Consider the following 21,373-nt stretch of genomic DNA (forward strand, 5'->3'; position numbering starts at 1 on the left):
AAGTCACGCCATGAAACTCTTTCCCACCGGCCATGCCACCCACCCCCAGTGGCGCATGGCTGCCGCTCTGGTGCTGGCGCAATTGCGCGCCCAGATGGCCCTGCCCGGCTATGCATCCGCCCCCACGCTGGGCCTGCTCTACATCACCGACCACTACGCCAGCGAGGCGCAAGCGCTGCTCGACTATGTCAGCGGCGAACTGCCCGAAGTGACCGACTGGAGCGGCACCGTGGGCGTGGGTGTATCGGCCAACAACGCCGAGTATTTTGACGAACCCGCGTTGTCGGTGATGCTGCTCGATATTCCTGCCGACCAGTACCGCGTGTTCTCGGGCGTGGCCCCGTTGCCGCGCAACCCTGCCAGCGGGTTCGAGGCCGCCACCGCGCTGGTGCACGCCGATGGCCACACCGCCGAACTGGCGGAGCTGCTGGGCGAAATGGCCGCACGCACCACCACGGGTTACCTGTTTGGGGGGCTGAGCGCCAGCCGCGGCGCCAGCGTGCAGTTCGCCGTGGCTGGCAACGGCAACATTGCCGGCCACGGCGCGGCCGGTGGCGTGTTTGATGGCGGCCTGTCGGGCGTGGCCTTTGGGCCTGGCGTGGCGCTGCTGTCCCGGGTCACCCAGGGTTGCCAGCCGGTGGGGCGCTTGCACACCGTCACCGCCGCACACGAGAACGTGGTGCTGCAGCTCGACGGCGAGCCCGCGCTCGATGTGCTGCTGTCCACGCTCGATGTGTCGCTGGACGGCGATCCGCAGACGGCGCTGCGCAAGGTGCGGGCCACGCTGGCGGGCCTGGTCGATGTCGGCGAACCGGCGCAAGGGCCGCAGCGCACCGGCCACTTTGGCACCGACACCCGCGTACGCCACATCGTGGGCCTCGATGGTGCGCGCCGGGGCGTGGCCCTGGCCGACCATGTGGAGCCTGGCATGCACCTGTCGTTTTGTCAGCGCAATGTGGCTGCGGCCCGCGCCGACTTGATGCGCATCTGCGCCGAAATCCGCGAAGAACTGTCGCCGCAAGAGCTGGAGCCAGCGCCGCTGGCCAGCGATGCGCAGGGAGCAGCGCGCATGGCGCCCGGCACGGCGGGGCTGCCAGCTGTCATCCAACCGGCCCGGTCTATCCGGGGCGCCATCTACGTGAGCTGCTCCGGCCGTGGTGGCCCGCACTTTGGTGGGCCTAGTGCCGAGTTGCAGATCGTGCGGCATGCGCTGGGCGATGTGCCTTTGGTGGGCTTTTTCGCTGGCGGTGAAATCGCGCGCCACCACCTGTACGGTTATACGGGCGTGCTGACCGTGTTCACGGCCAGCGCATAGTCCATCGACTTTCTGGGGGAGGGGTGCCTGATATATCGGTGGTCAGCGATATGTCAGCAAAATGACGGGCGTTCAAGGGTTTTCACTGTCGAGGGGGTAGGGCGGTAGTCACTAACGTCCTGGTTAGCCGCGCAACTTGGTTCTGTTACGTCAGGCTCGAACCGTCTAAATTCAGGAGACCCCATGAAATTCACCTTCAAACTTGCTGCCCTCGCTGGTGCTGTCGCACTGTCCACTGCGGCCTTCGCTGCAGACCCTATCAAGATCGGTGTGGACGGTCCTTTCACGGGCGGTTCGTCCTCCATGGGTGTCAGCATGCGGGATGGCGTGCGTCTGGCCGCTGAAGAAATCAACAAGGCTGGCGGCGTGCTGGGGCGTCCGCTGCAATTGGTTGAGCGCGATGACGAAGCCAAGAATGAGCGTGGCGTGCAGATTGCCCAGGAGCTGGTCAACAAGGAGCGCGTAGTCGCCGTGGTGGGCTATATCAACACCGGTGTGGCCCTGGCTTCACAGCGCTTCTTTCAGGAAGCCAAGATTCCGGTCATGAACAACGTGGCCACCGGCTCCATCATCACCAAGCAGTTCGAAAAAGAGTCTGAGAACTACGTGTTTCGCAATGCCGCGCACGACAGCATCCAGGCCCCCATGATTGTTGAAGAAGCCGTGACACGCCGTGGCTTCAAGAAAGTGGCGATCCTGGCGGACTCCACCAACTACGGCCAGCTCGGCCGCGAAGATCTGGAGAAAGCGCTGAAAGCCAAGGGCGTCACGCCGGTGGCCGTTGAAAAGTTCAACATCAAGGACGTCGACATGACGGCCCAATTGCTTAAGGCCAAGGCTGCAGGTGCTGATGCGATCCTGACCTACGGAATCGGCCCTGAATTGGCCCAGATCGCCAACGGCATGACCAAGCTGGGCTGGAAAGTCCCGATGGTCGGCAGCTGGACTCTGTCCATGGCCAACTACATCGACAACGCCGGCCCTGGCGGCGAGGGTGCGCGCATGCCGCAAACCTTTGTGCAAGAACCCACCACGCCCAAGCGCCAGGCGTTCATCGTGAATTACCTGAAAACCTTCAACCCGAAGAACAGCCGCATCGATTCGCCAGTGTCGGCTGCCCAGGGGTATGACTCCATCTACTTGCTGGCTGCTGCGATCAAGCAGGCCGGTAGCACGGATGGCCCCAAGGTCAAGGCTGCCCTGGAGGACCTGAAGGCTCCGGTGGAAGGCGTTGTCACTACCTACGTGAAGCCTTTCTCCAAGACCGACCACGAAGCCATTACCGCCAACATCCCGGTGTTTGGTGAGGTCAAGGGCCAGCGCGTTGTTTACGCTTATCCCGAAGACCAGAAGAAGGCTTCTGAAGTTCGCCTGAAGAAGTAAGCGGTTCGCCACCCGCTGCCGCTGCCAGAAACGCCTGGCAGCGGTATTTTTTCGTTCACTGACATTTTTCACGCCATTCGGCCGATCCGTACGCGAGGGCTCCCCGTATGCAAATTTTTACCCAACTCGTCTTTAGCGGCATTGCGCTCGGCATGATTTATGCCGTTATTGCATTCGGCTATCAACTCACCTTTGCCACGTCGGACACCCTGAACTTTGGTCAGGGCGACGCGCTGATGCTGGGCGCCCTGGTTGGTCTGACGCTCGTAGGCCTCGGTGTTAATTACTGGCTCATGATCCCGCTGGTGTGCCTGTTTGGCGCGCTGCAGGGCGCGGTAGTGGAGCGCATCGGCGTGCGGCCCGCCATCAAGATCAAGTCGGAGTTCGGCTGGATCATGTCCACCATTGCCCTGGGCATCATCTTCAAGAACGTGGCAGAAAACGTGTGGGGCCGCGATGACCTCAAGTTCCCTTCGCCACTGCCGGAGGCTCCGTTCCAGTTCCTGGGGGCCAACATTTTGCCGATGGAAGTGCTGGTGGTCTGCGGTGCGCTGGCCATGATGCTGGCGGTGGAGTTGTTCAACCGCCGCTCCATCTTCGGCAAAGCCGTGGTGGCCACCTTCAATGACCGCGATGCCGCCAAGCTGATGGGCATCAACACCGGGCTGGTGATTACTTTTTCATATGCACTGTCGTCCCTGACGGCCGGGTTTGCAGGCGTGCTGATTGCTCCGCTGACGCTGACGGGCGCCACGATGGGCGCCGTGCTGGGGCTCAAGGCGTTTGCGGTCGCCATCATCGGTGGCTTGACCAGCGGCCTGGGCATTGTGGTGGGCGGCATCATCCTGGGTGTGGCAGAGACCACCACCGGTTTTTATCTCAGCACCGGCTACAAGGATGTTCCTGGCCTGGTACTCCTGCTGATCGTGCTGGCCGTGCGTCCGCAGGGAATTTTCGGCAAATCCGTGATCAAGAAGGTCTGACAAAGTGGCTGCATCCTCTACTACCTCCTTGGCCGGTCCCGGCGCTGTATCGCCAACGTCCCACGGCACCAAGGTGCTGCGGCTGGTCTTGTCCGTTGTGGCTTTCGCCGCGCTGCTGGCGTTTCCCACGGTGGTCGGCAATCCCTATTACATCCACTTGCTGGAGACCATCATGATCTACGCGATCGTGCTCTTTGGTCTCGACATCGTGGTGGGCTACACCGGGCAGGTGTCCTTGGGCCATGCGGGTTTGTTTGGCCTGGGGTCCTACACGGCGGGTGTGCTGGTATTCAAGCTGGCCGCGCCCATCTGGGTCACCATTCCGGCCGCCATTGTGCTGACCGCGGGCTTTGGTGCACTGCTGGCGCTGCCCGCCCTGCGCGTCTCCGGCCCTTATCTGGCCATGGTGACGCTGGCGTTCGGCACCATCATCCAGATTCTCATCAACGAGATGAGTTTTTTGACTGAAGGCCCCATGGGTATCAAGCTGGACAAGCCCGAGATCGGCGGTTTTCAGCTGGCCAAGCGCGAGTATTTCTGGCTGGTGGCCACCATGATGGTGCTGTCGCTCATCGTGTCGCACCGCATTTTGCGCTCCCACCTGGGCCGGGCCTTCGAGGCGCTGCGCGGCAGCCCCGTGGCGTCCGATTGCATGGGCGTATCGGTTTACCGCTACAAGGTCTACGCTTTTGTGATCAGCGCCGGTTTTGCCGGGTTGGCTGGTTGTCTGTACGCGTATTCCGAGCAGTACATCTCCCCCAACTCGTACAACTTTGAACTCACGGTGCTGTTCCTGCTGGCGGTGATCATGGGGGGGCGCAAGAGCCGCATTGGTTCGCTGGTGGGCGCTGCCATCATCGTGCTGCTGCCCAAGCTGCTCGATGATGTGGAACTGTTCCGCTACGTGTCGGTGGGCCTGGCGGTGTTGGTGGCTATTACCGCCGTGGTTGCCATCCGAAGCGGGCGCTCCACCGTATCCCAGATGGTGATTCCGGTGGTGGGCAGTATTGCGCTGGCAGCGCTGTCTTTCTGGTTGCAGACCATGACCGACTGGCGTTTGTCGATCTTCGGCGTGATCATGCTGTTTGTTGTGTACTACCTGCAGGATGGCATTGTTGGTTTTGTCCGCAACGCGCTCAACCTGCGCACGGCACCTCCCGAGTTGCCCGTGCAACCCGCCGATGCATCGCAGGCGGATGCGGTGTCCACAGCCGCCAAGGCGGGTAGATCGACCGAACTGTTGCAAGCCAGCGGCGTGCTCATGCAGTTTGGCGGTCTCAAGGCCCTGAATAATGTGGACCTGAGCATCCAGCGGGGCACCATCCACGGCCTCATCGGCCCTAACGGCTCGGGCAAGAGCACCATGATGAACGTGCTCACCGGCATTTACGTGCCGACCGCTGGCTCGATCAACTTTGATGGCCGCTCTGTGGTGGGGCGCACCTCGTCGGACATTGCGCTGTCGGGTATTGCACGAACCTTTCAGAACGTGCAGCTGTTTGGTGAGATGACCGCACTGCAAAACGTGCAGGTGGGCCTGCACCACAGCTTTGCGAGCAACCTGTTTGATGTGGCCGTGCACACGGGGCGCTATCGCCGTGAAAGCGATGCCTCCATTGCCCGGGGGATGGGCTTGTTGCGTCTGGTCGGCCTGGAAGACCTGGCTGCGGAACAGGCGCGCAACCTGCCTTATGGCAAACAGCGCTTGCTGGAGATTGCCCGCGCCCTGGCGCTGGATCCCCAGTTGCTGCTGCTCGATGAGCCCGCCGCCGGTCTCACCGCCCCGGACATCGTCGAGTTGATCGCCATCATCAAGAAGATTCGCGACCACGGCGTGACGGTGATCCTGATCGAGCACCACATGGATGTGGTGATGAGCATCTGCGACACGGTCTCGGTTCTGGACTTTGGTCAGAAGATTGCCGAGGGCATGCCCGCTGCGGTCCAGGCCGATGCCAAGGTGATTGAGGCTTACCTGGGCGGTGGTGCCGAGACTATCGTGGCCCAGCCCGCCTGAGCCCGACGCACCCAGAAACGACGATACAAGACGCACAACACATGCTGACCATCCAGAATCTATCGGCCGGCTACGGCAAGGTACAGGTGCTTCACGGCATCTCCATCGAAGTGCCCAAGGGCAAGGTCGTGACGCTGATCGGCTCCAACGGCGCCGGCAAAACCACCACCATGCGGGCGGTGAGCGGCATGATCGCGCCCACGGCGGGCCAGATCACGCTCAACGGCAAGCGCATTGATGGCCAGGAGGCCTACACCATTGCCAAGCAGGGGCTGGCGCACTCCCCGGAAGGGCGGCGCGTTTTTGCCACCATGACGGTGACCGACAACCTCACCCTGGGGGCGTTCCCCCGCCTGACTGGCAGCCGCCCCCGGGGCGATGTGGCCGGTGACCTGGAGCGGGCACTGGAGCTGTTTCCGCGCCTCAAGGAGCGCCGCACCCAACTGGCAGGCACCCTGTCCGGTGGCGAGCAGCAGATGCTGGCCATGGCCCGTGCCATCATGCTCAACCCTGAAGTGGTGCTGCTCGATGAGCCCTCGATGGGCCTTGCGCCCATTCTGGTGGCGGAGGTTTTTCGCATCATTGAACGCCTCAAGGGAGAGGGTGTCACCATGCTGCTTGTGGAACAATTTGCAGCGGCCGCCCTGGCGGTTGCCGACTACGGCTATGTTCTGGAAAATGGCCGTATTTCTGTACAAGGCCCGGCTGAGCGCCTGCGCGATGACCCGGCCGTCAAGGCCGCCTACCTCGGCGGCAGTCACTGACTTGGCGCACTCGGCGGTTGAGGAGTGGCCGGGCCGCAGTGCCCGTTGTCGGTCGATACGCTGATCCCAACCCAGGAACCCCCCATGCCCGACACCGCTTTTGATCCCTTTGTCAGCGCGGCCTTGCTCACCATGGCCCGCCTGGGGCGCACGCCCCGGCCGCTGGACTTGCCCGCCGCACTGCGTCCGCAGGATGCGGTCCAGGCCTATGCCGTGCAGGACGCCGTGGTGCGCGAGCGCGGCGAGATCGCCGGCTGGAAGGTGGGCGCCGCATCGCCCCAGGCGCAGCCCGCGCGTGCGCCACTCACGCACGATTCGGTGTGGGTGGCGACGGCCGGGCAGCCCGTGCGCCTGTCTGCCGCCGGTTTTTTTGTGATGGGGGTGGAGGCTGAACTGGTGTACGAACTGGGCGCCGACCTGCCGGGCCGCGCAACGCCCTACAGAGCGGCCGAGGTGCTGGCGGCCGTGGTATCGGTGCGCGCCGCCATCGAAGTGTGCGACACGCGCTATGCCGCCTGGGCGCAGCAGGGCGAATGGAGCCGCCTGGCTGACCAGGCCTGCCATGGGGCACTCATCGTGGGTTCGGGCACGGTCGATGTGGCTTCCGTGCAGTCCCTGGCACAAGGGGTGAGCCTGTCGGTGAATGGCGCGGTGGCCGTGCAGCACTCTGCCTGGGGCAACCCGGCGGGCGACCCGCTGCGGCTGCTGACTTGGCTGGCCAACGACGGCGCGCGCAGCCTGGGCGGGCTGCGGGCGGGCCAGTGGGTGACCACCGGCTCGTGCACCGGCACCGTGCTGGTGGCGCCGGGCACGGTGGTGGTGGCAGACTTCGCCGGTCTGGGCCGCGCCGAGCTGCAGCTGCACTGATGTGCCGCGCCCGGCGCGGGCGAAGGGCGCCGGCGTCAGTTGCGGCGCGGGTTGTCGGGCTGATGGTCGCGGCGGTTGGCCACGCCATCGCCATCGCGGTCCCGGTCGTGGCGGTTGGCCACACCATCCCGGTCACGGTCCCAGCCGCCGCGCTGCATGGCCCAGCGGCCGTCATGCTCCACCCAGCGGGGTTCGCGGTAGTGGTAGCCGGGGCGGGCTTTCACCCAGTAGCCCTGCATCCACACATGGCGGTGGCTGCGCCATTCCCAGTGGCCGGGTACCCAGACCATGCCGCGTCGGGGGCGGGGCACCGCCTCATGGCGCGGTGGCGGCGGGGCCTGGTATTGCACCCGCGCCGGCACAGGCTGCTGGTAGTGGGGGCTGCCCGACTGGATGACGACAGTGGCGCCGACCTGTGCGTGCGCCGCTGTCAGGGCGCTCAGCGACAGCAGGGCGATGGAAGCGGCGGCGAGGGCAATGCGTGCCATGGTGTTCTCCTCAGAAATGATTCCGTGCGGAACCGGGAGCCTTGATCGTGGGGGCGCCGCGTCAAGCGCATGTAGGTGCTGTGCGAAGTGTTGTGAAGTTGTGTTTCAGCGCGCTGGCACGCACGCGCCCTGCAAGCCGGTGCCGGCGCAGGTTGGGTGCCATGGAGACTGTGCAAAATTGCACCCACAGCAACACCCAGGAGCAGTCTTCATGGCGAATGAAAAGAGCGATCCGGCGCACGCGGACCCCAACCAGTTCGCCCTGCTGCGCCAGCGCCGCTTTGCGCCGTTCTTCTGGACGCAGTTCTCGGGCGCGGCCAATGACAACCTGTTCAAGTTCGCTTTCACCGTGATGGTGACCTACCAGCTCAGCGTGTCGTGGCTGCCGCCGGCCATGGCGGGGCTGGTGATCGGGGCGCTGTTCATCCTGCCGTTTTTGCTGTTCTCGGCCACCTCGGGCCAGCTGACCGACAAGTACGACAAGACGCGCATGATCCGCTTCGTGAAGAACCTGGAGATCGCCATCATGCTGGTGGCGGCGGGTGGGTTCATCGCGGGCCATGTGCCGGTGCTGCTGCTGTGCACCTTTTTGATGGGCGTGCATTCCACGCTGTTCGGCCCGGTGAAGTTTGCCTACATGCCCCAGGTGCTCAGCGAGCGCGAGCTCACGGGCGGTAACGGCATGGTCGAGATGGGCACCTTCGTGGCCATCTTGCTGGGCAACGTGGCCGGTGGCCTGCTGGTGGCGCTGCCCGGGAATGGGCTGACAGGGGGCCACACCACCGTGGCCGTGGCCTGTGTGCTGCTGGCGCTGCTAGGGCGGGCCGTGGCGCAGTTCATCCCCCCGGTGCCCGCCACCGACCCGGGCCTGGCGATCAACTGGAACCCCTTCACCGAGACCTGGCGCAACCTGAAGCTGGCGCACCAGAACATCGTGGTGTTCCGCTCGTTGCTGGGCATCAGCTGGATGTGGTTTTTTGGCGCGGTGTTTCTGAGCCAGTTCCCCAGCTTTGCCAAAGAGGTGCTGCATGGCAACGAGCAGGTGGCTTCGCTGCTGCTGGTGGTGTTTTCCATCGGCATCGGCACCGGTTCGCTGCTGTGCGAGGTGCTGTCGCGCCGCCATGTCGAGATCGGCCTGGTGCCGCTGGGCGCCATCGGCATGAGTGTGTTTGCCATCGACCTTTACTTTGCCGCGCGGGGCCTGCCGCCTTCCGACGTGATGGGCCTGGCCGCCTTCGTGGCGCAGCCCGCGCACTGGCGCGTGATGGCCGACCTGGCGCTGCTCAGCCTGTTTGCCGGGCTGTACAGCGTGCCCATGTATGCGCTGATCCAGATGCGCAGCCAGCCCACGCACCGCGCCCGCATCATCGCGGCCAACAACATCCTGAACGCGCTGTTCATGATCGGCAGCGCGGTCATTGCCGGCGTGCTGCTGGGCGCGGGCTTCACGGTGCCGCAAATCTTCTTGTTCACCGGCATTGCGAACGCGGTGGTGGCGTTTTATATCTTCATGCTGGTGCCCGAATACCTGCTGCGCTTCGTGGCCTGGGTGCTCTCGCGCTTTGTCTACCGCTTCAAGGTGCAGGGCGACGAACACCTGCCCACCACCGGCGCCGCCATCCTGGCCTGCAACCATGTGAGTTTTGTCGATGCCGTGCTGCTCATGGCCGCCAGCCCGCGTCCCATCTACTTTGTGATGGACCACCGCATTTTTCGGGTGCCGGTGCTGGGCGCATTGTTCCGCCTGGCCAAGGCCATTCCGATTGCGCCGCAAAAGGACGATCCGCGCGTGTATGCAGCCGCCTTCGAGCGCGCGGCCCAGGTGCTGCGCGAGGGCGATCTGCTGGCCATCTTTCCCGAAGGCGGCATCACCAGGGATGGGCGGCTGCAGGAGTTCAAGGGCGGCATCATGAAGATCATCGAGCGCGCGCAGCAAGAGGGCGTGGAAGCGCCCGTGATTCCGATGGCGCTGACCAATCTGTGGGGCTCATTCTTCAGCCGCATTGAGCGCGGCACTGCCATGGTGCGGCCGCTGCGGCGCGGCATGTTCAACCGCGTGGGTCTCAACGTGGGGCACCCCATGCCAGCGCGCCAGGTGCAGCCCGCGCTGCTGCGCGAGCGGGTGGCGCGCCTGCTGGAGGCTTGAAGAAGGACTATCGGTGCCAGTAGCCGGGCGGCGGTGGCGGCGCCATGGGTGCGCCGTAGGCCGGGCCGGTTGACCCCGGGCTGGTGAGCATGCGGCCGTACACCGGGATCTGATGGCCGCGGGCATACATGCATTGCACATAGGCGCTGTCGTAGCCGCGTTGGCTGCCGTAGCCGGCAGATTGGGCATTGCCAGCGCCCACGGTGGAGCCCATCAGCAAGCCCATGCCCGCGCCCGCCGCTGCACCCTGGTGGTTGCCGCCTAGCGCAGCGCCGGCCAGGGCGCCAACCGCCGTGCCCACCACCGCGCTGCCGACCGTGCTCTGATTGATGGCATCGGTGGCGCCACCCACCTGCACCTGTGCGTACTGCCGGCAGTTGACGTCGTCATACCGGAACTGCTCAAAACTCTTGGCGCTGCCCGGCAGCACCGTCACGCTGGGGCCGGTGGGCATCACCGTGCAGGCGGTCAAGGTGAGCGCCAGCAGCGGCAACGTTGCGAGGGAAAGGGTTCTCATCATGCGTCCTCAGGTAGGAGATGGGGCGCCGGCCAGGCGCCATGGCCATGGCCGTCGGTGGCTGGGGTGTCCGTCAGTTGGCGTTGGCCGGTGGCTGGGCCGGCACCTGCAGCCAACCGCCGGGGCATTGGGTGACGTAAGGGTAATAGCCATCGGGCTGGTTGCAGCGGTACCAGTAGCCCTGGGGCGGCTGCCCGGTGGTGCCACCGCTGTAGCCCGGTGTGTCGTTGCCGCGCTCGATGTAAACGGGCGGTTCGGCAGGCGCCGCAACCACCGGGGGCGACCAGCCGTACGGGTCGGCATAGTAGTAAGGGTAGGCAGGGCGGTAAACGGGATAGCCGAAACCCGGGCCCAGGTAAAGGCCGATGCCGACCCGCGCACCACCCCGGTGTCCATGGCCGTGCCCGCCCCGATCGGCCCACGCCACACCGCTGGCGGCCAGCGCGGTGAGGGCCGTCACAGCCAGCGCGAGAGGCCGCAGTTTTTGCCGCATCATGATTTCACCTTGGTGATCTGTATGGATGTTGTTGGGGGCCATGCCGGGGCAAAAGTTCCTTCCCCTGCGCCTGGCATGGCCGCTACGAGGCCGGGCACCCTCGCTGCCATGAAGCAGACGCCAGGCCGGGAGCGCGGTGCACAGTGTAGCGGCATCGTTGGGCGGGAATAATGGTAAAAACGGGCTCTAGCGCTTTATTTGAAAGCGCCAATAGCTATTAAATGCATAGCATTTGCAGGGAGAAGGGGCCATGAGCAAATCACTGCGCCTGTCCGAAAAATGGTTCCGCCGAGGCCTGTGGCTGGTGGCGCTGGTGTTTGCCGGCTTCCTCATCGGGCTGGGCGGCACCATTGTGGGCGATCTGCCCAAGGTCGAAACACCGCTGCGCGTGGATGACTTCCTGGACCGCGCCGCAGCCGACAAGCTGCGCGCCCAGGTCAAGGACGCGCGCCAGGCCGAACAAGAGGCGCAGACCGCGCTGGAGCAGGCCCAGCTGCAGCGCAGCAAGGCGCGCAGCGAAAGCCAGGTCGAGCGCGAAACCTTCAGCAACTGGCTGGCCGCGCGCAGCGTGACCCAGCGCGCCGAGCATGACCCCGAGGTGCTGGCCCGCACGCAGGCGCTGGACACGCTCAAGCAGGCCGAGCGCACAACCCAGCAGGCGGTCGAGGCGCAGCAGCAGGCCGCGCTCGATGCCCGCCAGGCCGCAGCCGCCGCCCAGGCACGCCTGGGCCAGCTCGAAGCCGCCGGCTACGAAAAGCTCAACGCCGAGCGCCGCAAGGTCGAACTGCGCGTGTTCCTGTACCGCCTGGCGCTCACGCTGCCGCTGCTGGCCATCGCCGGCTGGCTGTTTGTCAAAAAGCGCAAGGGCACTTGGTGGCCGTTTGTGTGGGGCTTCATCTGGTTTGCGCTGTTCGCCTTTTTTGTCGAACTGGTGCCGTATTTGCCCAGCTATGGCGGCTACGTGCGCTATGTGGTGGGCATTGCCATCACGGCGCTGGTGGGGCGCTACGCCATCGTGGCGCTCAACCGCTATCTAGAGCGGCAAAAGCAGGCCGAGTCCCTGCCCGACCCGCAGCGCCGCAAGGAACTGGGCTACGACGTGGCCCTGGCGCGCCTGGCCAAAAGCGTGTGCCCCGGTTGTGAGCGCCCGGTCGATCTGAAGAACGACAAGATCGATTTTTGCCCGCACTGCGGCATTGGCCTGTTTGACCACTGCGGCCACTGCAGCACGCGCAAGAGCGCGTTTGCACGGTTTTGCCACGCCTGCGGCACGTCGAGCCAGCCCGCCGCAACCGCACCGGCAATCCCACCTGCCACATCCGCGTGATACAAAGGCAGGCGGCGCTCAGGGCTTCCCCCCCGCGTGCCGCGTTTCTCAGCAACCTCAACGTCACTCCGGGAGCACATATGGGTTTCTTTTCCAATATTTTTTCCAAGATTTTCCCGTCGGCCAACGCTGCCGAAGTCGTAGTGGCCGCGCCATCGGCGCCAGACGCGGCCGCCCCCGCGGCACCGGCGTCCATCCCGCTGGGTGACGTGGCGCCCATCCTCGACGCCATGCCCGGCGCCAGCGCGCTGAACTGGCGCACCTCCATCGTCGACCTGCTCAAGCTGCTGGGCCTCGATAGCAGCCTGGCCGCCCGCAAGGAACTGGCCGGCGAGCTGCTTTACAGCGGCAACGGCGAACCCGGCTCGGCCGAATGGAACATCGGGCTGCACAAGCAGGTGATGCGCAGCATCGCCGCCAACGGTGGCACGCTGCCGGCCGATCTGCGCGACTGATCCGCGGCGCCGCGCGCCTTCGGTTCCGCCTCAGCAGGCCCCTGCCATCTCGCATGGCAGGGGCCTTTTTTCTGGCGCCGTGTTGGTGACGCAGTCCCGTCGTTGGGCACGCACCGCCCTGGTATTGCCATGTACGGGTGTAGGTTTTCCGGTCTGCGTCAGCGCCTGCGCCACCGCTGCCGCCATTGGCGCTTGATTACTCGCGCCAGGCGCCAGGCCCACGATGCCCGCGCGCGCGCCAGCACGGCATGCTTGAAGCGCATCCAGAGTGCATAGGTCAAGGCAAACCAGCGCAACCGCATGAGTGTGGGCTGCGTCAGCGTGAACAGCCGCGCCACCACGGCGGTGTTCACGATCTTGGTCACCACGATCACCAGCATGCCCAGCAGCACCAGCCCGCGCCCCACCGCCTACAGGCCAGCAGCTTGACGGGCAGCAGCAGGGCCGTGGGCAAAAGAAAGACCGCCACCGCCGCCCAGGGCGGCAGGCTGCGCACACGCGCCTCGACCCACCGCAGGCCAGGCCAGCGGCCAATGCGCGCCAGCAGCCCGCTGCCCGCTGCCCAGGCCAGTCATGGCACGCACGGGCCAGCGCAGCAGATGGTGCAGAAATTTACGAATGGTTTTGGCGCCTTGCGCTTGCGTGATAAGCGCTAATAGCTATCAAATAAATAGCGAAAGGGTGCCGCCATCACCCCATGTTCACACCCCCCGCGCCCGGTCCGCCTTGAACTGCGCCCGGAACTGCGCAAACTGCCCTGCATCCAGCGCCGCGCGCACCTCGCGCATGAGGTTCAGGTAGTAGTGCAGGTTGTGGATGGTGGTGAGCATGGGGCCCAGCATTTCGCCGCAGCGGTCGAGGTGGTGCAGGTAGGCGCGGCTGAAGCCTTCGCGCCCGCCGTCGTCCCACGATACTCCGGAGCTGCCCGCGCAGGCGTAGCAGGTGCAGCTGGTGTCCATGGGCTTGTGGTCGGCCTTGTGGCGCGCGTTGCGGATCTTCAGGTCGCCAAAGCGCGTGAACATCGTGCCGTTGCGCGCGTTGCGCGTGGGCATCACGCAGTCGAACATGTCCACGCCCTGGGCCACGCCTTCCACCAGGTCTTCGGGCGTGCCCACGCCCATCAGGTAGCGCGGCTTGTGCGCAGGCAGGCGGTGGGGCGTGTGGGCCATGATGTCCAGCATCTCGTCCTTGGGTTCGCCCACGCTCACGCCGCCCACGGCGTAGCCGGGGAAGTCCATCTCGACCAGGCGTTCCAGCGACTCCTGGCGCAGGTTCTTGTACATGCCGCCCTGCACGATGCCGAACAGGGCATTGGGGTTGTTCAGGCGGTGGAACTCGTCCTGGCTGCGCTGGGCCCAGCGCAGGCTCATTTCCATGCTCTTGCGTGCCTCGGCCTCGGTGGTGAGGTGGCCCTTGGTTTCGTAGGGTGTGCACTCGTCGAGCTGCATCACGATGTCGCTGTTGAGCGTGGTCTGGATCTGCATGCTGACTTCGGGCGACATGAAGAGCTTGTCGCCGTTCACGGGAGAAGCAAAGTGCACGCCTTCTTCGGTGATCTTGCGCATGGCGCCCAGGCTCCAGACCTGAAAGCCGCCCGAATCGGTGAGGATGGGTTTGTCCCATTTCTCAAAGCCGTGCAGGCCGCCAAAACTTTGCATGACCTCCTGGCCGGGGCGCATCCACAGGTGAAAGGTGTTGCCCAAAATGATCTGCGCGCCCATGTCGTGCAGGCTTTGCGGCATGACGCCCTTGACGGTGCCGTAGGTGCCCACGGGCATGAAGATGGGGGTTTGCACCACGCCGTGGTTGAGCGTGAGGGTGCCACGGCGGGCGTGGCTGGTGGGGTCGGTGGTGAGAAGGTCGAACTGGAGCATGGGCGCGATTGTCCCAGATGGAGCCATCTCCCTGCCGCTGGCCCGCGCGCCGCCAACGCGCCGCTACACTGGTTCGAACCGTTCAATCAAAAGGAGTTGTTGCCATGATCAAGATACTCATCGCCGTGGATGGCTCGGCACTCTCGCTTGACGCCGTGCACCATGTGCTGCGTCTGGTGCAGGACGGCCTGCGCGCCAGCGTGGTGCTGGCCAACGTGCAAGAACCCGCGTCGCTGTATGAGCTGGTGGTGTCGCGCGACCCCGACCTGATCGCCGCCGCCAGCGTGGAGGCGGGCGAGCACCTGATGGCTCCGGCCCGCGTGCTGCTGCAGGCGGCCGGTCTCAGCTGCGAAACCGCCGTGGGCGTGGGCGACCCGGCGCATGTGCTGGTGGACATCATCGAAAGCTCGGGCTGCGACATGGTCATCATCGGCGCGCGCGGCCAGGGCGCCATCAGCAGTGCGTTGCTGGGGTCGGTATCGCAAGAGCTGGCCCATGCCAGCCCGGTGCCGGTGACCATCGTGAAGCACGCCGAGCTACCAGAGCAAGAGGATGATGGGGAAGGCGCCGCAGACCTGGCAGCCTGAGAGGCTGAGAGTCTTTCATCCATGCCCGCCTTGCACGCCAAAACACACCGGCTCGTCGTTGCAAATACTCGCCATAGCCCGAGCTATGGCTGTGTTTTGCGCCTAGACCNCTCTCAGCCTCTGAGCCGCAGATGCGCCAAGGGCCGCTTGCTGCGGCCCTTGGCGTTGGAAGAAGCAGAGGGCTTCGGCGGCTTCAGGCCGCCTTGCGAAACGGCTCGGCCGTGCGCTGCAGCTTGCCGTGCGGCAGGCTGGCCAGGCGCTTGAACATGCGCCGCGCATAGCCATTGACCCACAGGCATTTGTTGAGCTCGTCCACCGGCAGTGGGCCCGACACCACCACGATGTCATTGGCCATGTCCTGCGCGCCCGCTGCGCGCAGGCGCCGGCGCGTGTTGTTGGCCCACGACTGGATGCGCGTGGGGCTGCCATGCTGGTGCACCTGGCCCGTGTGCGCATCGAACGCAATCGCCACCGTGTCGGTCTTCAGCTTGAACCGGCGCTCGCCCGTGACCGCGCTGGGCGTGTCACGCATGTCGTACAGGTAATAGCTGCCGGCCTTGAGCTGGTATTGCATGTCCATGGGGTTTCCTCTTTAGCGGCATTGTCGAGGGCGCACGGTGCGGGCAAAGGCGGGTAAAGGGCTGGAAAGCAGCTCTTTTCTGGCGCCTTTCGCAGGGGCCATGCCGGCGTTGGTGCGCGTGCCATTGTGGCGGCGTCCCGGCGCGTGAGGGCCAAACTTGAGGGCGATGTCGTAACGAGTTGTGAGGCGACGAGGGCGGCAGTGATGGCCCTGGCCCTCTCCGGCGCTGCGCGCTACCTGCAGCGCGTGACACTGGCGCGGCCCAAGCCAGGGCAGCCGTGCAAGGGCCGCCCCGCCGCACTGGCTGCGTCCCCCTTCTCTCGAATTGCGCAGCAATTCGAGAGAAGGGGTGAAGGCGCGCAAGCGCCTCAGGGGGATGTACGCTAGAAATCCACCAGGCTCAGCCCCACGCTGAACGCCGTGCGCTTGTGGTTGTAGTCGATCATGCTGTCGCCATAGCCGCTGAACAGCTGGGTGTGCAGGCGCAGGTTGCTTTTGCTGCCGCCCAGGCCGGTGCCCAGGGTTTGCAGCCATTCCAGCCGGGCCGAGCCGCGCCCGGTGCTGGACAGCGAGTGGCGCACCGTGGCGCCCAGGGTGTTGTCCTTGTCCAGGTTCCAGAACACCTGCAACTCGCCCCGGCCGACGTAGTCGCTGATGCCGGGGTTGTCGTCGCTGGTGCTGTTTTCGGACAGGCGCTTCCAGACGCGCGCCCGCACGTTCCAGCGGTTGTCCAGCTCCATGCCGGTCATGAGATAGACGCGGTTCCAGCTGCGCGACAAGGGGTTGCTCTGGCCGTTGGACTGGTGCACCAGCCCGGCGCCGCTGTAGCGCCAGCGCCAGCCAAAGGGCAGCTGCGCATCGGTGGGATAGACGTAGATCACCTCGGGCTCATGGTCGGTGGTGCGGAAGGGGCGCGAAAGGTCGGGGCTGAACAGCTGCCAGTGCGACTGTTGCGTGTAACCAAACCACAGCGAATCCTTGAGCGTGGGGTGGCCCCGCGTGAGCATGCCCTGGGCCAGCTTGGTTCGCACCGACAGCTGGATGCGGGTTTCGGTGCGCCGGTAGGGCGTGGCTTCGGTGGCGGTGTGCCCCTCGGCATCCGAGCTGGGCTGGCGGTTCACGCTGTTGGCGGCCACCACCGACACGGTGATGGGCCGGTAGCCGCGAAAGCTGAAGGTGCCGCAGTCGCTGCCCGATTCCAGTTCCCAAAAGCGCGAGATGTCGCTGTATTGCGTGTCACGGCAACCTGCGGTGTTCGACACCTCGATGATGCGGGTGGCTGGCAGCCGGGTGTCCACCGGCAGCGGCACTGCCGAGGCGTCTGCGCCCTGCTGGACGGCAGCACCCGGTGCATCCACTGCACCTGCTTTGGCCGATGCACTGGGCGCCTGCCAGGCCTGCTGGCTGGCCCACTGGTCGAAACAGGCCAGGCGCGCCTGGTTGTCGTCGGCCAGGGCCGCGCACCGGCGCCATGCCGTGTCGGCGCTGGCAGGTGCGGCGCTGGCGGTTGCGTTGCGGGCGGCGGGCGCCTGCTGGGCCAGGGCGGCGCTGGCTGGGGCCAGCAGCGCCAGCGCCAGGGCGGCGCCGTGGCGCGCGTTCATTGCCAGCCCGCCTGCTTGCGCAGGACGAAAGGCAGGGCGGTGGGGGGTTGGGCGTTGGTCCATGTTCCGTGTATTTCCTTGCCACAACTTCCTTCGACCACCTGGCCTGTCCAGGTGGCGCTGATGTTGGTGCCGTTGATGGATTCTTCCAGGGTCAGCTCGCCCGCATCCACATCGCCGCTCAGTTGCGCACGGGTTTCACCCCGTTGCACGGTGCCGCGCACGCTTTCGGCCAGCTCGGGATGGGAGCCCAGTTGCAGCACGGCCGTGGTGGCGGGTTGGGGCGCCGCATCGGGTGTGGCGGGCTGCAGCGTGGCTTGCCAGCGGCCCTGCAGGTGCTGGTGCGTCATGTCGGCCGCAGCCGGGCACGCTGCCGTGGATTTTGGGTCATTTTGGCCAATAGCGCTTGCGGGATAAGCGCTGATAGCTATCAAAAGCGCAGCAATTTCCCAGGCGCTGCGGGCACGCGGCGCGGTGGGACCGGGCGTGGCGTGGGCGGTGACGGGATGTGTTGCCATGGTGCGTGAACCTTCTCAGGCGGTAGGCGCCGGGTGGGTGGGCGCAGCCGCATTGGCGGCGCTGGCGGCCTGGGCCTTGGCGGCAAATTCGGCGCGCAGGGCCTTGAGCTTTTCGCGCGGGTCTTCGCGCGTGGTGGCCTTGTCCAGGCCCATCTCGGCAATGAAGCGGCTGGGCCGCGCGGCCACCATCTCGCGGCCCTTTTTGCGCTTTTTGGTCCAGCTCACGGCCAGGGTGCGCTGGGCGCGGGTGATGCCCACGTACATCAGGCGGCGCTCTTCCTGCAGGCGCTGCAGGGTGTCGTCGGCCACCTTGAGCTGGCGGCCTTCGTCGTCGTCGAGCTTGAAGGGCAGCATGCCCTCGGTCACGCCAACCAAGATCACATGCGGCCACTCCAGCCCCTTGCTGGCGTGCAAGGTCGAGAGCGTGACCATGTCCTGCTCTTTTTCGCGCTCGGAGATGGTGGAGAGCAGCGCAATGGTCTGCGACACCTCCAGCAGGCTTTTGGTCTCCCTGGCCACCACGGCACCGGCCGTGTCGTCGATCTGGCCGCCGGCGCGCTGGGCCATCCAGTCGCAGAACTCCAGCACATTGCTCCAGCGGGCGGCGGCCACTTTCTCGCTGTCTTCGCCGTCGTACAGGTGCTGTTCGTAGCCGATTTCCTGGAGCCAGTCGGTTAGAAAGGCGCGCGCGTCTTCGGCGCCATGCGTTTGGCGGGCGCGGTGCTCCAGGTCGTTGATGTAGCGGCCAAACTCGTGCAGGCCATCGAGCGCGCGTTTGGGCACGGCCGCGGGCAGCATGCCGTTGAACAGCGCGCCGAACATGCTTTGCTTGTGCTGCGTGGCAAAGGCGCCCAGGGCGGCCAGCGTGGTGTGGCCGATGCCGCGCTTCGGTGATCCGATGGCGCGCAAGAATGCCGGGTCGTCGTCGTTGTTGATCCACAGGCGAAACCAGGCGCACAGGTCCTTGATTTCGGCGCGGTCGAAAAAGCTGGTGCCGCCCGACACCTTGTAGGGAATGTTCGCCTTGCGCAGCGCCTTCTCGAACGGCTTGGCCTGGTGGTTGGCGCGGTACAGGATGGCGAAGCTCTTCCAGTCCGGCGGCGGGTTGGCGGCGGCGCGCAGGCTCTGGATGCGGGCCACGGCGCGCTCGGCCTCGTGCTCTTCGGTGTCGGCATCGACCACGCGCACCGGCTCCCCCTCGCCCAGCTCGCTGAACAACGTCTTGGGAAACAGCTTGGGGTTGGGGCCGATCACGTTGTTGGCCGCGCGCAGGATGGCGCTGGTGGAGCGGTAGTTCTGCTCCAGCTTGATGACCTTGAGCGCGGGGTAGTCCAGCGGCAGTTTCTTGAGGTTGTCGAGCGTGGCGCCGCGCCAGCCGTAGATGGACTGGTCATCGTCGCCCACGGCCGTGAAGTGGCCGCGCTCGCCCACCAGCAGCTTGAGCAATTCATATTGCGTGGCGTTGGTGTCCTGGTATTCATCGACCAGCACATGGCCCAGGGCCGCCTGCCACTTGGCGCGCACCTCGGGAAAGTCGCGCAGCAGCTTGAGCGGCATGCCGATGAGATCGTCAAAGTCCACGCTCTGGTAGGCCGCCAGGCGCTCTTCGTAGCGCGCCATCACCACGGCAATGCTGCGCTCGTTGTCGTCTGCTGCCTGGGCCAGCGCCTGCTCGGAGCTCAGGCCCATGTTCTTCCATTTGCTGATGGTCCACTGCCACTGGCGCGCCGTGGCCAGGTCGGTGGTGCCGCCGGCGGCGTCTTTCAAGATGCCGGCCACGTCGTCGGCATCCATGATGCTGAACTGCGGCTTGAGGCCCAGCACCGCGCCGTCTTCGCGCACCATGCGCACGCCCAGGGCGTGGAAGGTGCACACCAGCACATCCTTGGCACGGCGGCCAATCAGGCCCTTGGCGCGGTCGCGCATTTCGGCGGCGGCCTTGTTGGTGAAGGTGATGGCGGCAATGCGCTTGGGCTCCATGCCGCGCTCGATCATGTGCGCGATCTTGTGCGTGATCACCCGCGTCTTGCCCGAGCCGGCGCCGGCCAGCACCAGGCAGGCACCGTCGGTGTAATGGACAGCCTGGAGCTGGGCGAGATTGAGACCTGCGGACATGGGGGGGAACGAGAGCGCGAAGCGGGGGACGACAGAGCGCGCAATGATACAGAGCCGGGGCAAGCGGCCCCGCCCCGCACAGGCGCAAAAAATTTCACATGGCGAAGCGGCGGCCACCCATCCCCGCTTCGCCCTGTCCTGCGAGAATGCCCGCCGTGCTGTCTGTTCTGGTCGTTACCTTTCCTTTCTTCGCGCTCGTGCTCTGCGGCTATCTGGCCGCGCGCAGCGGCGTGCTGCCGCAACCCGCTATTTCCGGGCTCAACGCCTTCGTGCTGTACTTTGCGCTGCCTTGCATGCTGTACCGCTTTGGCGCCAGCACCCCCATAGCGCAACTGCTCGACCCGGCCGTGGCCGGCGTGTACCTGCTGTGCGCGCTGGTCATGGTGGGCGGCACGGTGGCCCTCACGCGCGGGCCGCGCATGGGCTGGAACGACGCCGCCTTTGGCGCGCTGGTGGCGGCTTTCCCCAACGCCGGCTTCATGGGCGTGCCGCTTTTGGTGGCGCTGCTGGGTGCGCAAAGCGCGGGCCCGGCCATCGTCGCCATCGTGGTGGACATGGTCATCACCAGCTCGCTGTGCATCGCGCTGTCGCGGCTCGATGGCGCCGGCACCCACGGCGTGGGCGTGGCGCTGCGCAATGCCTTCAGGGGCATCGCCACCAACCCCATGCCCTGGTCGATTGCGCTGGGCGCGCTGGCCTCGGCCCTGCAGTTCACGCTGCCCGGCCCGCTGAACAAAACCGTGGCCATGCTGGCCGACGCCGCCTCGCCCGTGGCGCTGTTCGCCATTGGCGCCGTGCTGGCCCGCTCGCAGATGAGCCCGCACGAGCGCGTGCTGGTGCGCGACTACGTGCCCATCGCCCTGGCCAAGCTGCTGCTGCACCCGCTGCTGGTGTGGGCCGTGGGCCGGGCCGCCATCGCGCTGGGGGTGCCGCTCACGCCGTTCGCCCTCACGGTGCTGGTGTTGCTGGCGGCGCTGCCCAGCGCCAGCAATGTTTCGCTGCTGGCCGAACGCTTTGGCGCGCACAACGGGCGCATCGCGCGGATCATCCTGGTGTCCACGGCGCTGGCGTTCTTGAGCTTTTCGGGGGCGGTGGCGCTGTTGACCTGAGTGCTTTTATTTTGATAGCTGGTGGCGCTTTGTCCATAAGCGCCAGAGGTTAAAAAGATGCGCTTTTCTTGTGGTCGAAAACTCTCTGCAAGGGGCTGGCCTGATTCGGTATGTCCAGCACAGGGCGAGCCAGTTCGTCCGGGCTTCTGGCGCCAGCCAGGTAGTCTTGGCCGTCGAAGTGTCGGGTTTTTTTACACTCGCGGCTCTTTTGGATCGCGATCGCACGCCGAA

Annotated in this window: 20 protein-coding genes; 11 read left to right on the top strand and 9 right to left on the bottom strand. The window is 65.6% G+C overall.

Features of this window, described 5'->3' with window-relative positions; genetic code table 11:
• The first annotated feature begins 10 nt into the window (after positions 1 to 10).
• The 6 genes from J8G26_RS10495 (at position 11) to J8G26_RS10520 (ending at position 7,329) form a co-directional block, all read left to right on the top strand.
• Positions 11 to 1,315, top strand: a complete 1,305-nt coding sequence (locus J8G26_RS10495; RefSeq protein ID WP_210568879.1) for an FIST N-terminal domain-containing protein — start codon at positions 11 to 13, stop codon at positions 1,313 to 1,315.
• Between the two features lie 183 nt (positions 1,316 to 1,498).
• Positions 1,499 to 2,698, top strand: coding sequence for an ABC transporter substrate-binding protein (locus tag J8G26_RS10500; RefSeq protein WP_210568880.1), 1,200 nt, complete (start codon positions 1,499 to 1,501; stop codon positions 2,696 to 2,698).
• A gap of 107 nt (positions 2,699 to 2,805) precedes the next feature.
• Complete coding sequence (locus tag J8G26_RS10505; RefSeq protein WP_026435300.1) at positions 2,806 to 3,681, top strand: branched-chain amino acid ABC transporter permease; 876 nt, start codon at positions 2,806 to 2,808, stop codon at positions 3,679 to 3,681.
• An 82-nt stretch (positions 3,682 to 3,763) separates the two neighbouring features.
• Positions 3,764 to 5,698 carry a branched-chain amino acid ABC transporter ATP-binding protein/permease gene (locus tag J8G26_RS10510; RefSeq protein WP_246881354.1) on the top strand — a complete coding sequence of 645 codons (1,935 nt, stop codon included), beginning with the start codon at positions 3,764 to 3,766 and terminating at the stop codon, positions 5,696 to 5,698.
• Positions 5,699 to 5,739: 41 nt separating this feature from the next.
• Positions 5,740 to 6,462 carry an ABC transporter ATP-binding protein gene (locus tag J8G26_RS10515; RefSeq protein ID WP_087743413.1) on the top strand — a complete coding sequence of 241 codons (723 nt, stop codon included), beginning with the start codon at positions 5,740 to 5,742 and terminating at the stop codon, positions 6,460 to 6,462.
• An 84-nt stretch (positions 6,463 to 6,546) separates the two neighbouring features.
• Positions 6,547 to 7,329, top strand: a complete 783-nt coding sequence (locus tag J8G26_RS10520) for a fumarylacetoacetate hydrolase family protein (RefSeq protein WP_087743416.1) — start codon at positions 6,547 to 6,549, stop codon at positions 7,327 to 7,329.
• Between the two features lie 35 nt (positions 7,330 to 7,364).
• On the opposite strand, the gene J8G26_RS10525 is transcribed toward J8G26_RS10520, so the two are convergent.
• The gene (locus J8G26_RS10525; RefSeq protein WP_087743417.1) at positions 7,365 to 7,817 is read right to left on the bottom strand and encodes a YXWGXW repeat-containing protein; all 453 of its coding nucleotides are present in this window, start codon (positions 7,815 to 7,817) and stop codon (positions 7,365 to 7,367) included.
• 211 nt (positions 7,818 to 8,028) lie between these two features.
• Between J8G26_RS10525 and J8G26_RS10530 the strand changes: the two genes are divergently transcribed.
• Positions 8,029 to 9,963 carry an MFS transporter gene (locus tag J8G26_RS10530; RefSeq protein WP_210568881.1) on the top strand — a complete coding sequence of 645 codons (1,935 nt, stop codon included), beginning with the start codon at positions 8,029 to 8,031 and terminating at the stop codon, positions 9,961 to 9,963.
• Between the two features lie 7 nt (positions 9,964 to 9,970).
• Here J8G26_RS10530 and J8G26_RS10535 read toward each other — a convergent pair whose 3' ends face one another.
• Entirely contained in the window at positions 9,971 to 10,480 is a 510-nt protein-coding gene (locus J8G26_RS10535) for a YMGG-like glycine zipper-containing protein (protein WP_210568882.1), read from the bottom strand.
• Between the two features lie 73 nt (positions 10,481 to 10,553).
• Positions 10,554 to 10,976: a hypothetical protein gene (locus tag J8G26_RS10540; protein ID WP_246881344.1), complete on the bottom strand. Its 423-nt coding sequence runs from the start codon at positions 10,974 to 10,976 to the stop codon at positions 10,554 to 10,556.
• A 250-nt stretch (positions 10,977 to 11,226) separates the two neighbouring features.
• On the opposite strand from J8G26_RS10540, the gene J8G26_RS10545 reads away from it, so the two are divergent.
• Positions 11,227 to 12,303, top strand: a complete 1,077-nt coding sequence (locus J8G26_RS10545) for a cell envelope integrity protein TolA (RefSeq protein ID WP_210568883.1) — start codon at positions 11,227 to 11,229, stop codon at positions 12,301 to 12,303.
• A gap of 80 nt (positions 12,304 to 12,383) precedes the next feature.
• Complete coding sequence (locus J8G26_RS10550; protein ID WP_210568884.1) at positions 12,384 to 12,758, top strand: DUF3597 domain-containing protein; 375 nt, start codon at positions 12,384 to 12,386, stop codon at positions 12,756 to 12,758.
• Between the two features lie 158 nt (positions 12,759 to 12,916).
• Here J8G26_RS10550 and J8G26_RS19360 read toward each other — a convergent pair whose 3' ends face one another.
• Both J8G26_RS19360 and tgt read right to left on the bottom strand, forming a co-directional pair.
• Entirely contained in the window at positions 12,917 to 13,150 is a 234-nt protein-coding gene (locus tag J8G26_RS19360; protein ID WP_246881345.1) for a hypothetical protein, read from the bottom strand.
• A 309-nt stretch (positions 13,151 to 13,459) separates the two neighbouring features.
• On the bottom strand, positions 13,460 to 14,632 hold the full coding sequence (gene tgt, locus J8G26_RS10560) for a tRNA guanosine(34) transglycosylase Tgt (RefSeq protein ID WP_210568885.1): 1,173 nt from the start codon (positions 14,630 to 14,632) through the stop codon (positions 13,460 to 13,462).
• A gap of 104 nt (positions 14,633 to 14,736) precedes the next feature.
• Here tgt and J8G26_RS10565 point away from each other — a divergent pair, with 104 nt between their 5' ends.
• Positions 14,737 to 15,219 carry a universal stress protein gene (locus J8G26_RS10565; protein WP_210568886.1) on the top strand — a complete coding sequence of 161 codons (483 nt, stop codon included), beginning with the start codon at positions 14,737 to 14,739 and terminating at the stop codon, positions 15,217 to 15,219.
• Between the two features lie 193 nt (positions 15,220 to 15,412).
• On the opposite strand, the gene J8G26_RS10570 is transcribed toward J8G26_RS10565, so the two are convergent.
• The 4 genes from J8G26_RS10570 to J8G26_RS10585 form a co-directional block, all read right to left on the bottom strand.
• Complete coding sequence (locus J8G26_RS10570; protein ID WP_087743428.1) at positions 15,413 to 15,799, bottom strand: hypothetical protein; 387 nt, start codon at positions 15,797 to 15,799, stop codon at positions 15,413 to 15,415.
• A 383-nt stretch (positions 15,800 to 16,182) separates the two neighbouring features.
• Complete coding sequence (locus tag J8G26_RS10575) at positions 16,183 to 17,400, bottom strand: phospholipase A (RefSeq protein ID WP_246881346.1); 1,218 nt, start codon at positions 17,398 to 17,400, stop codon at positions 16,183 to 16,185.
• The gene (locus J8G26_RS10580) at positions 17,397 to 17,918 is read right to left on the bottom strand and encodes a hypothetical protein (protein ID WP_246881347.1); all 522 of its coding nucleotides are present in this window, start codon (positions 17,916 to 17,918) and stop codon (positions 17,397 to 17,399) included. The genes J8G26_RS10575 and J8G26_RS10580 overlap by 4 nt, the downstream gene beginning before the upstream one ends.
• A gap of 15 nt (positions 17,919 to 17,933) precedes the next feature.
• Positions 17,934 to 20,033 (bottom strand): UvrD-helicase domain-containing protein, encoded by a 2,100-nt coding sequence (locus J8G26_RS10585; protein ID WP_210568888.1) that lies wholly within the window; start codon positions 20,031 to 20,033, stop codon positions 17,934 to 17,936.
• A 155-nt stretch (positions 20,034 to 20,188) separates the two neighbouring features.
• Between J8G26_RS10585 and J8G26_RS10590 the strand changes: the two genes are divergently transcribed.
• Complete coding sequence (locus J8G26_RS10590) at positions 20,189 to 21,142, top strand: AEC family transporter (protein ID WP_210568889.1); 954 nt, start codon at positions 20,189 to 20,191, stop codon at positions 21,140 to 21,142.
• Positions 21,143 to 21,373 lie beyond the last annotated feature (231 nt).

The organism is Acidovorax sp. JG5, assembly GCF_017939685.1.
Taxonomy (GTDB): Bacteria; Pseudomonadota; Gammaproteobacteria; order Burkholderiales; family Burkholderiaceae_C; genus Acidovorax.

What these genes read in the sequence shown, in the direction of transcription:
- J8G26_RS10505 (WP_026435300.1), top strand. Translation starts at nt 2,806, where the DNA reads ATGCAAATTTTTACCCAACTCGTCTTTAGCGGCATTGCGCTCGGCATG.
- J8G26_RS10565 (WP_210568886.1), top strand. Translation starts at nt 14,737, where the DNA reads ATGATCAAGATACTCATCGCCGTGGATGGCTCGGCACTCTCGCTTGAC.
- J8G26_RS10495 (WP_210568879.1), top strand. Translation starts at nt 11, where the DNA reads ATGAAACTCTTTCCCACCGGCCATGCCACCCACCCCCAGTGGCGCATG.
- J8G26_RS10530 (WP_210568881.1), top strand. Translation starts at nt 8,029, where the DNA reads ATGGCGAATGAAAAGAGCGATCCGGCGCACGCGGACCCCAACCAGTTC.
- J8G26_RS10575 (WP_246881346.1), bottom strand. Translation starts at nt 17,400, where the DNA reads ATGAACGCGCGCCACGGCGCCGCCCTGGCGCTGGCGCTGCTGGCCCCA.
- J8G26_RS10515 (WP_087743413.1), top strand. Translation starts at nt 5,740, where the DNA reads ATGCTGACCATCCAGAATCTATCGGCCGGCTACGGCAAGGTACAGGTG.
- tgt (WP_210568885.1), bottom strand. Translation starts at nt 14,632, where the DNA reads ATGCTCCAGTTCGACCTTCTCACCACCGACCCCACCAGCCACGCCCGC.
- J8G26_RS10525 (WP_087743417.1), bottom strand. Translation starts at nt 7,817, where the DNA reads ATGGCACGCATTGCCCTCGCCGCCGCTTCCATCGCCCTGCTGTCGCTG.
- J8G26_RS10570 (WP_087743428.1), bottom strand. Translation starts at nt 15,799, where the DNA reads ATGGACATGCAATACCAGCTCAAGGCCGGCAGCTATTACCTGTACGAC.
- J8G26_RS10520 (WP_087743416.1), top strand. Translation starts at nt 6,547, where the DNA reads ATGCCCGACACCGCTTTTGATCCCTTTGTCAGCGCGGCCTTGCTCACC.
- J8G26_RS10500 (WP_210568880.1), top strand. Translation starts at nt 1,499, where the DNA reads ATGAAATTCACCTTCAAACTTGCTGCCCTCGCTGGTGCTGTCGCACTG.
- J8G26_RS10535 (WP_210568882.1), bottom strand. Translation starts at nt 10,480, where the DNA reads ATGAGAACCCTTTCCCTCGCAACGTTGCCGCTGCTGGCGCTCACCTTG.
- J8G26_RS10580 (WP_246881347.1), bottom strand. Translation starts at nt 17,918, where the DNA reads ATGGCAACACATCCCGTCACCGCCCACGCCACGCCCGGTCCCACCGCG.
- J8G26_RS10550 (WP_210568884.1), top strand. Translation starts at nt 12,384, where the DNA reads ATGGGTTTCTTTTCCAATATTTTTTCCAAGATTTTCCCGTCGGCCAAC.
- J8G26_RS10585 (WP_210568888.1), bottom strand. Translation starts at nt 20,033, where the DNA reads ATGTCCGCAGGTCTCAATCTCGCCCAGCTCCAGGCTGTCCATTACACC.
- J8G26_RS10540 (WP_246881344.1), bottom strand. Translation starts at nt 10,976, where the DNA reads ATGATGCGGCAAAAACTGCGGCCTCTCGCGCTGGCTGTGACGGCCCTC.
- J8G26_RS10545 (WP_210568883.1), top strand. Translation starts at nt 11,227, where the DNA reads ATGAGCAAATCACTGCGCCTGTCCGAAAAATGGTTCCGCCGAGGCCTG.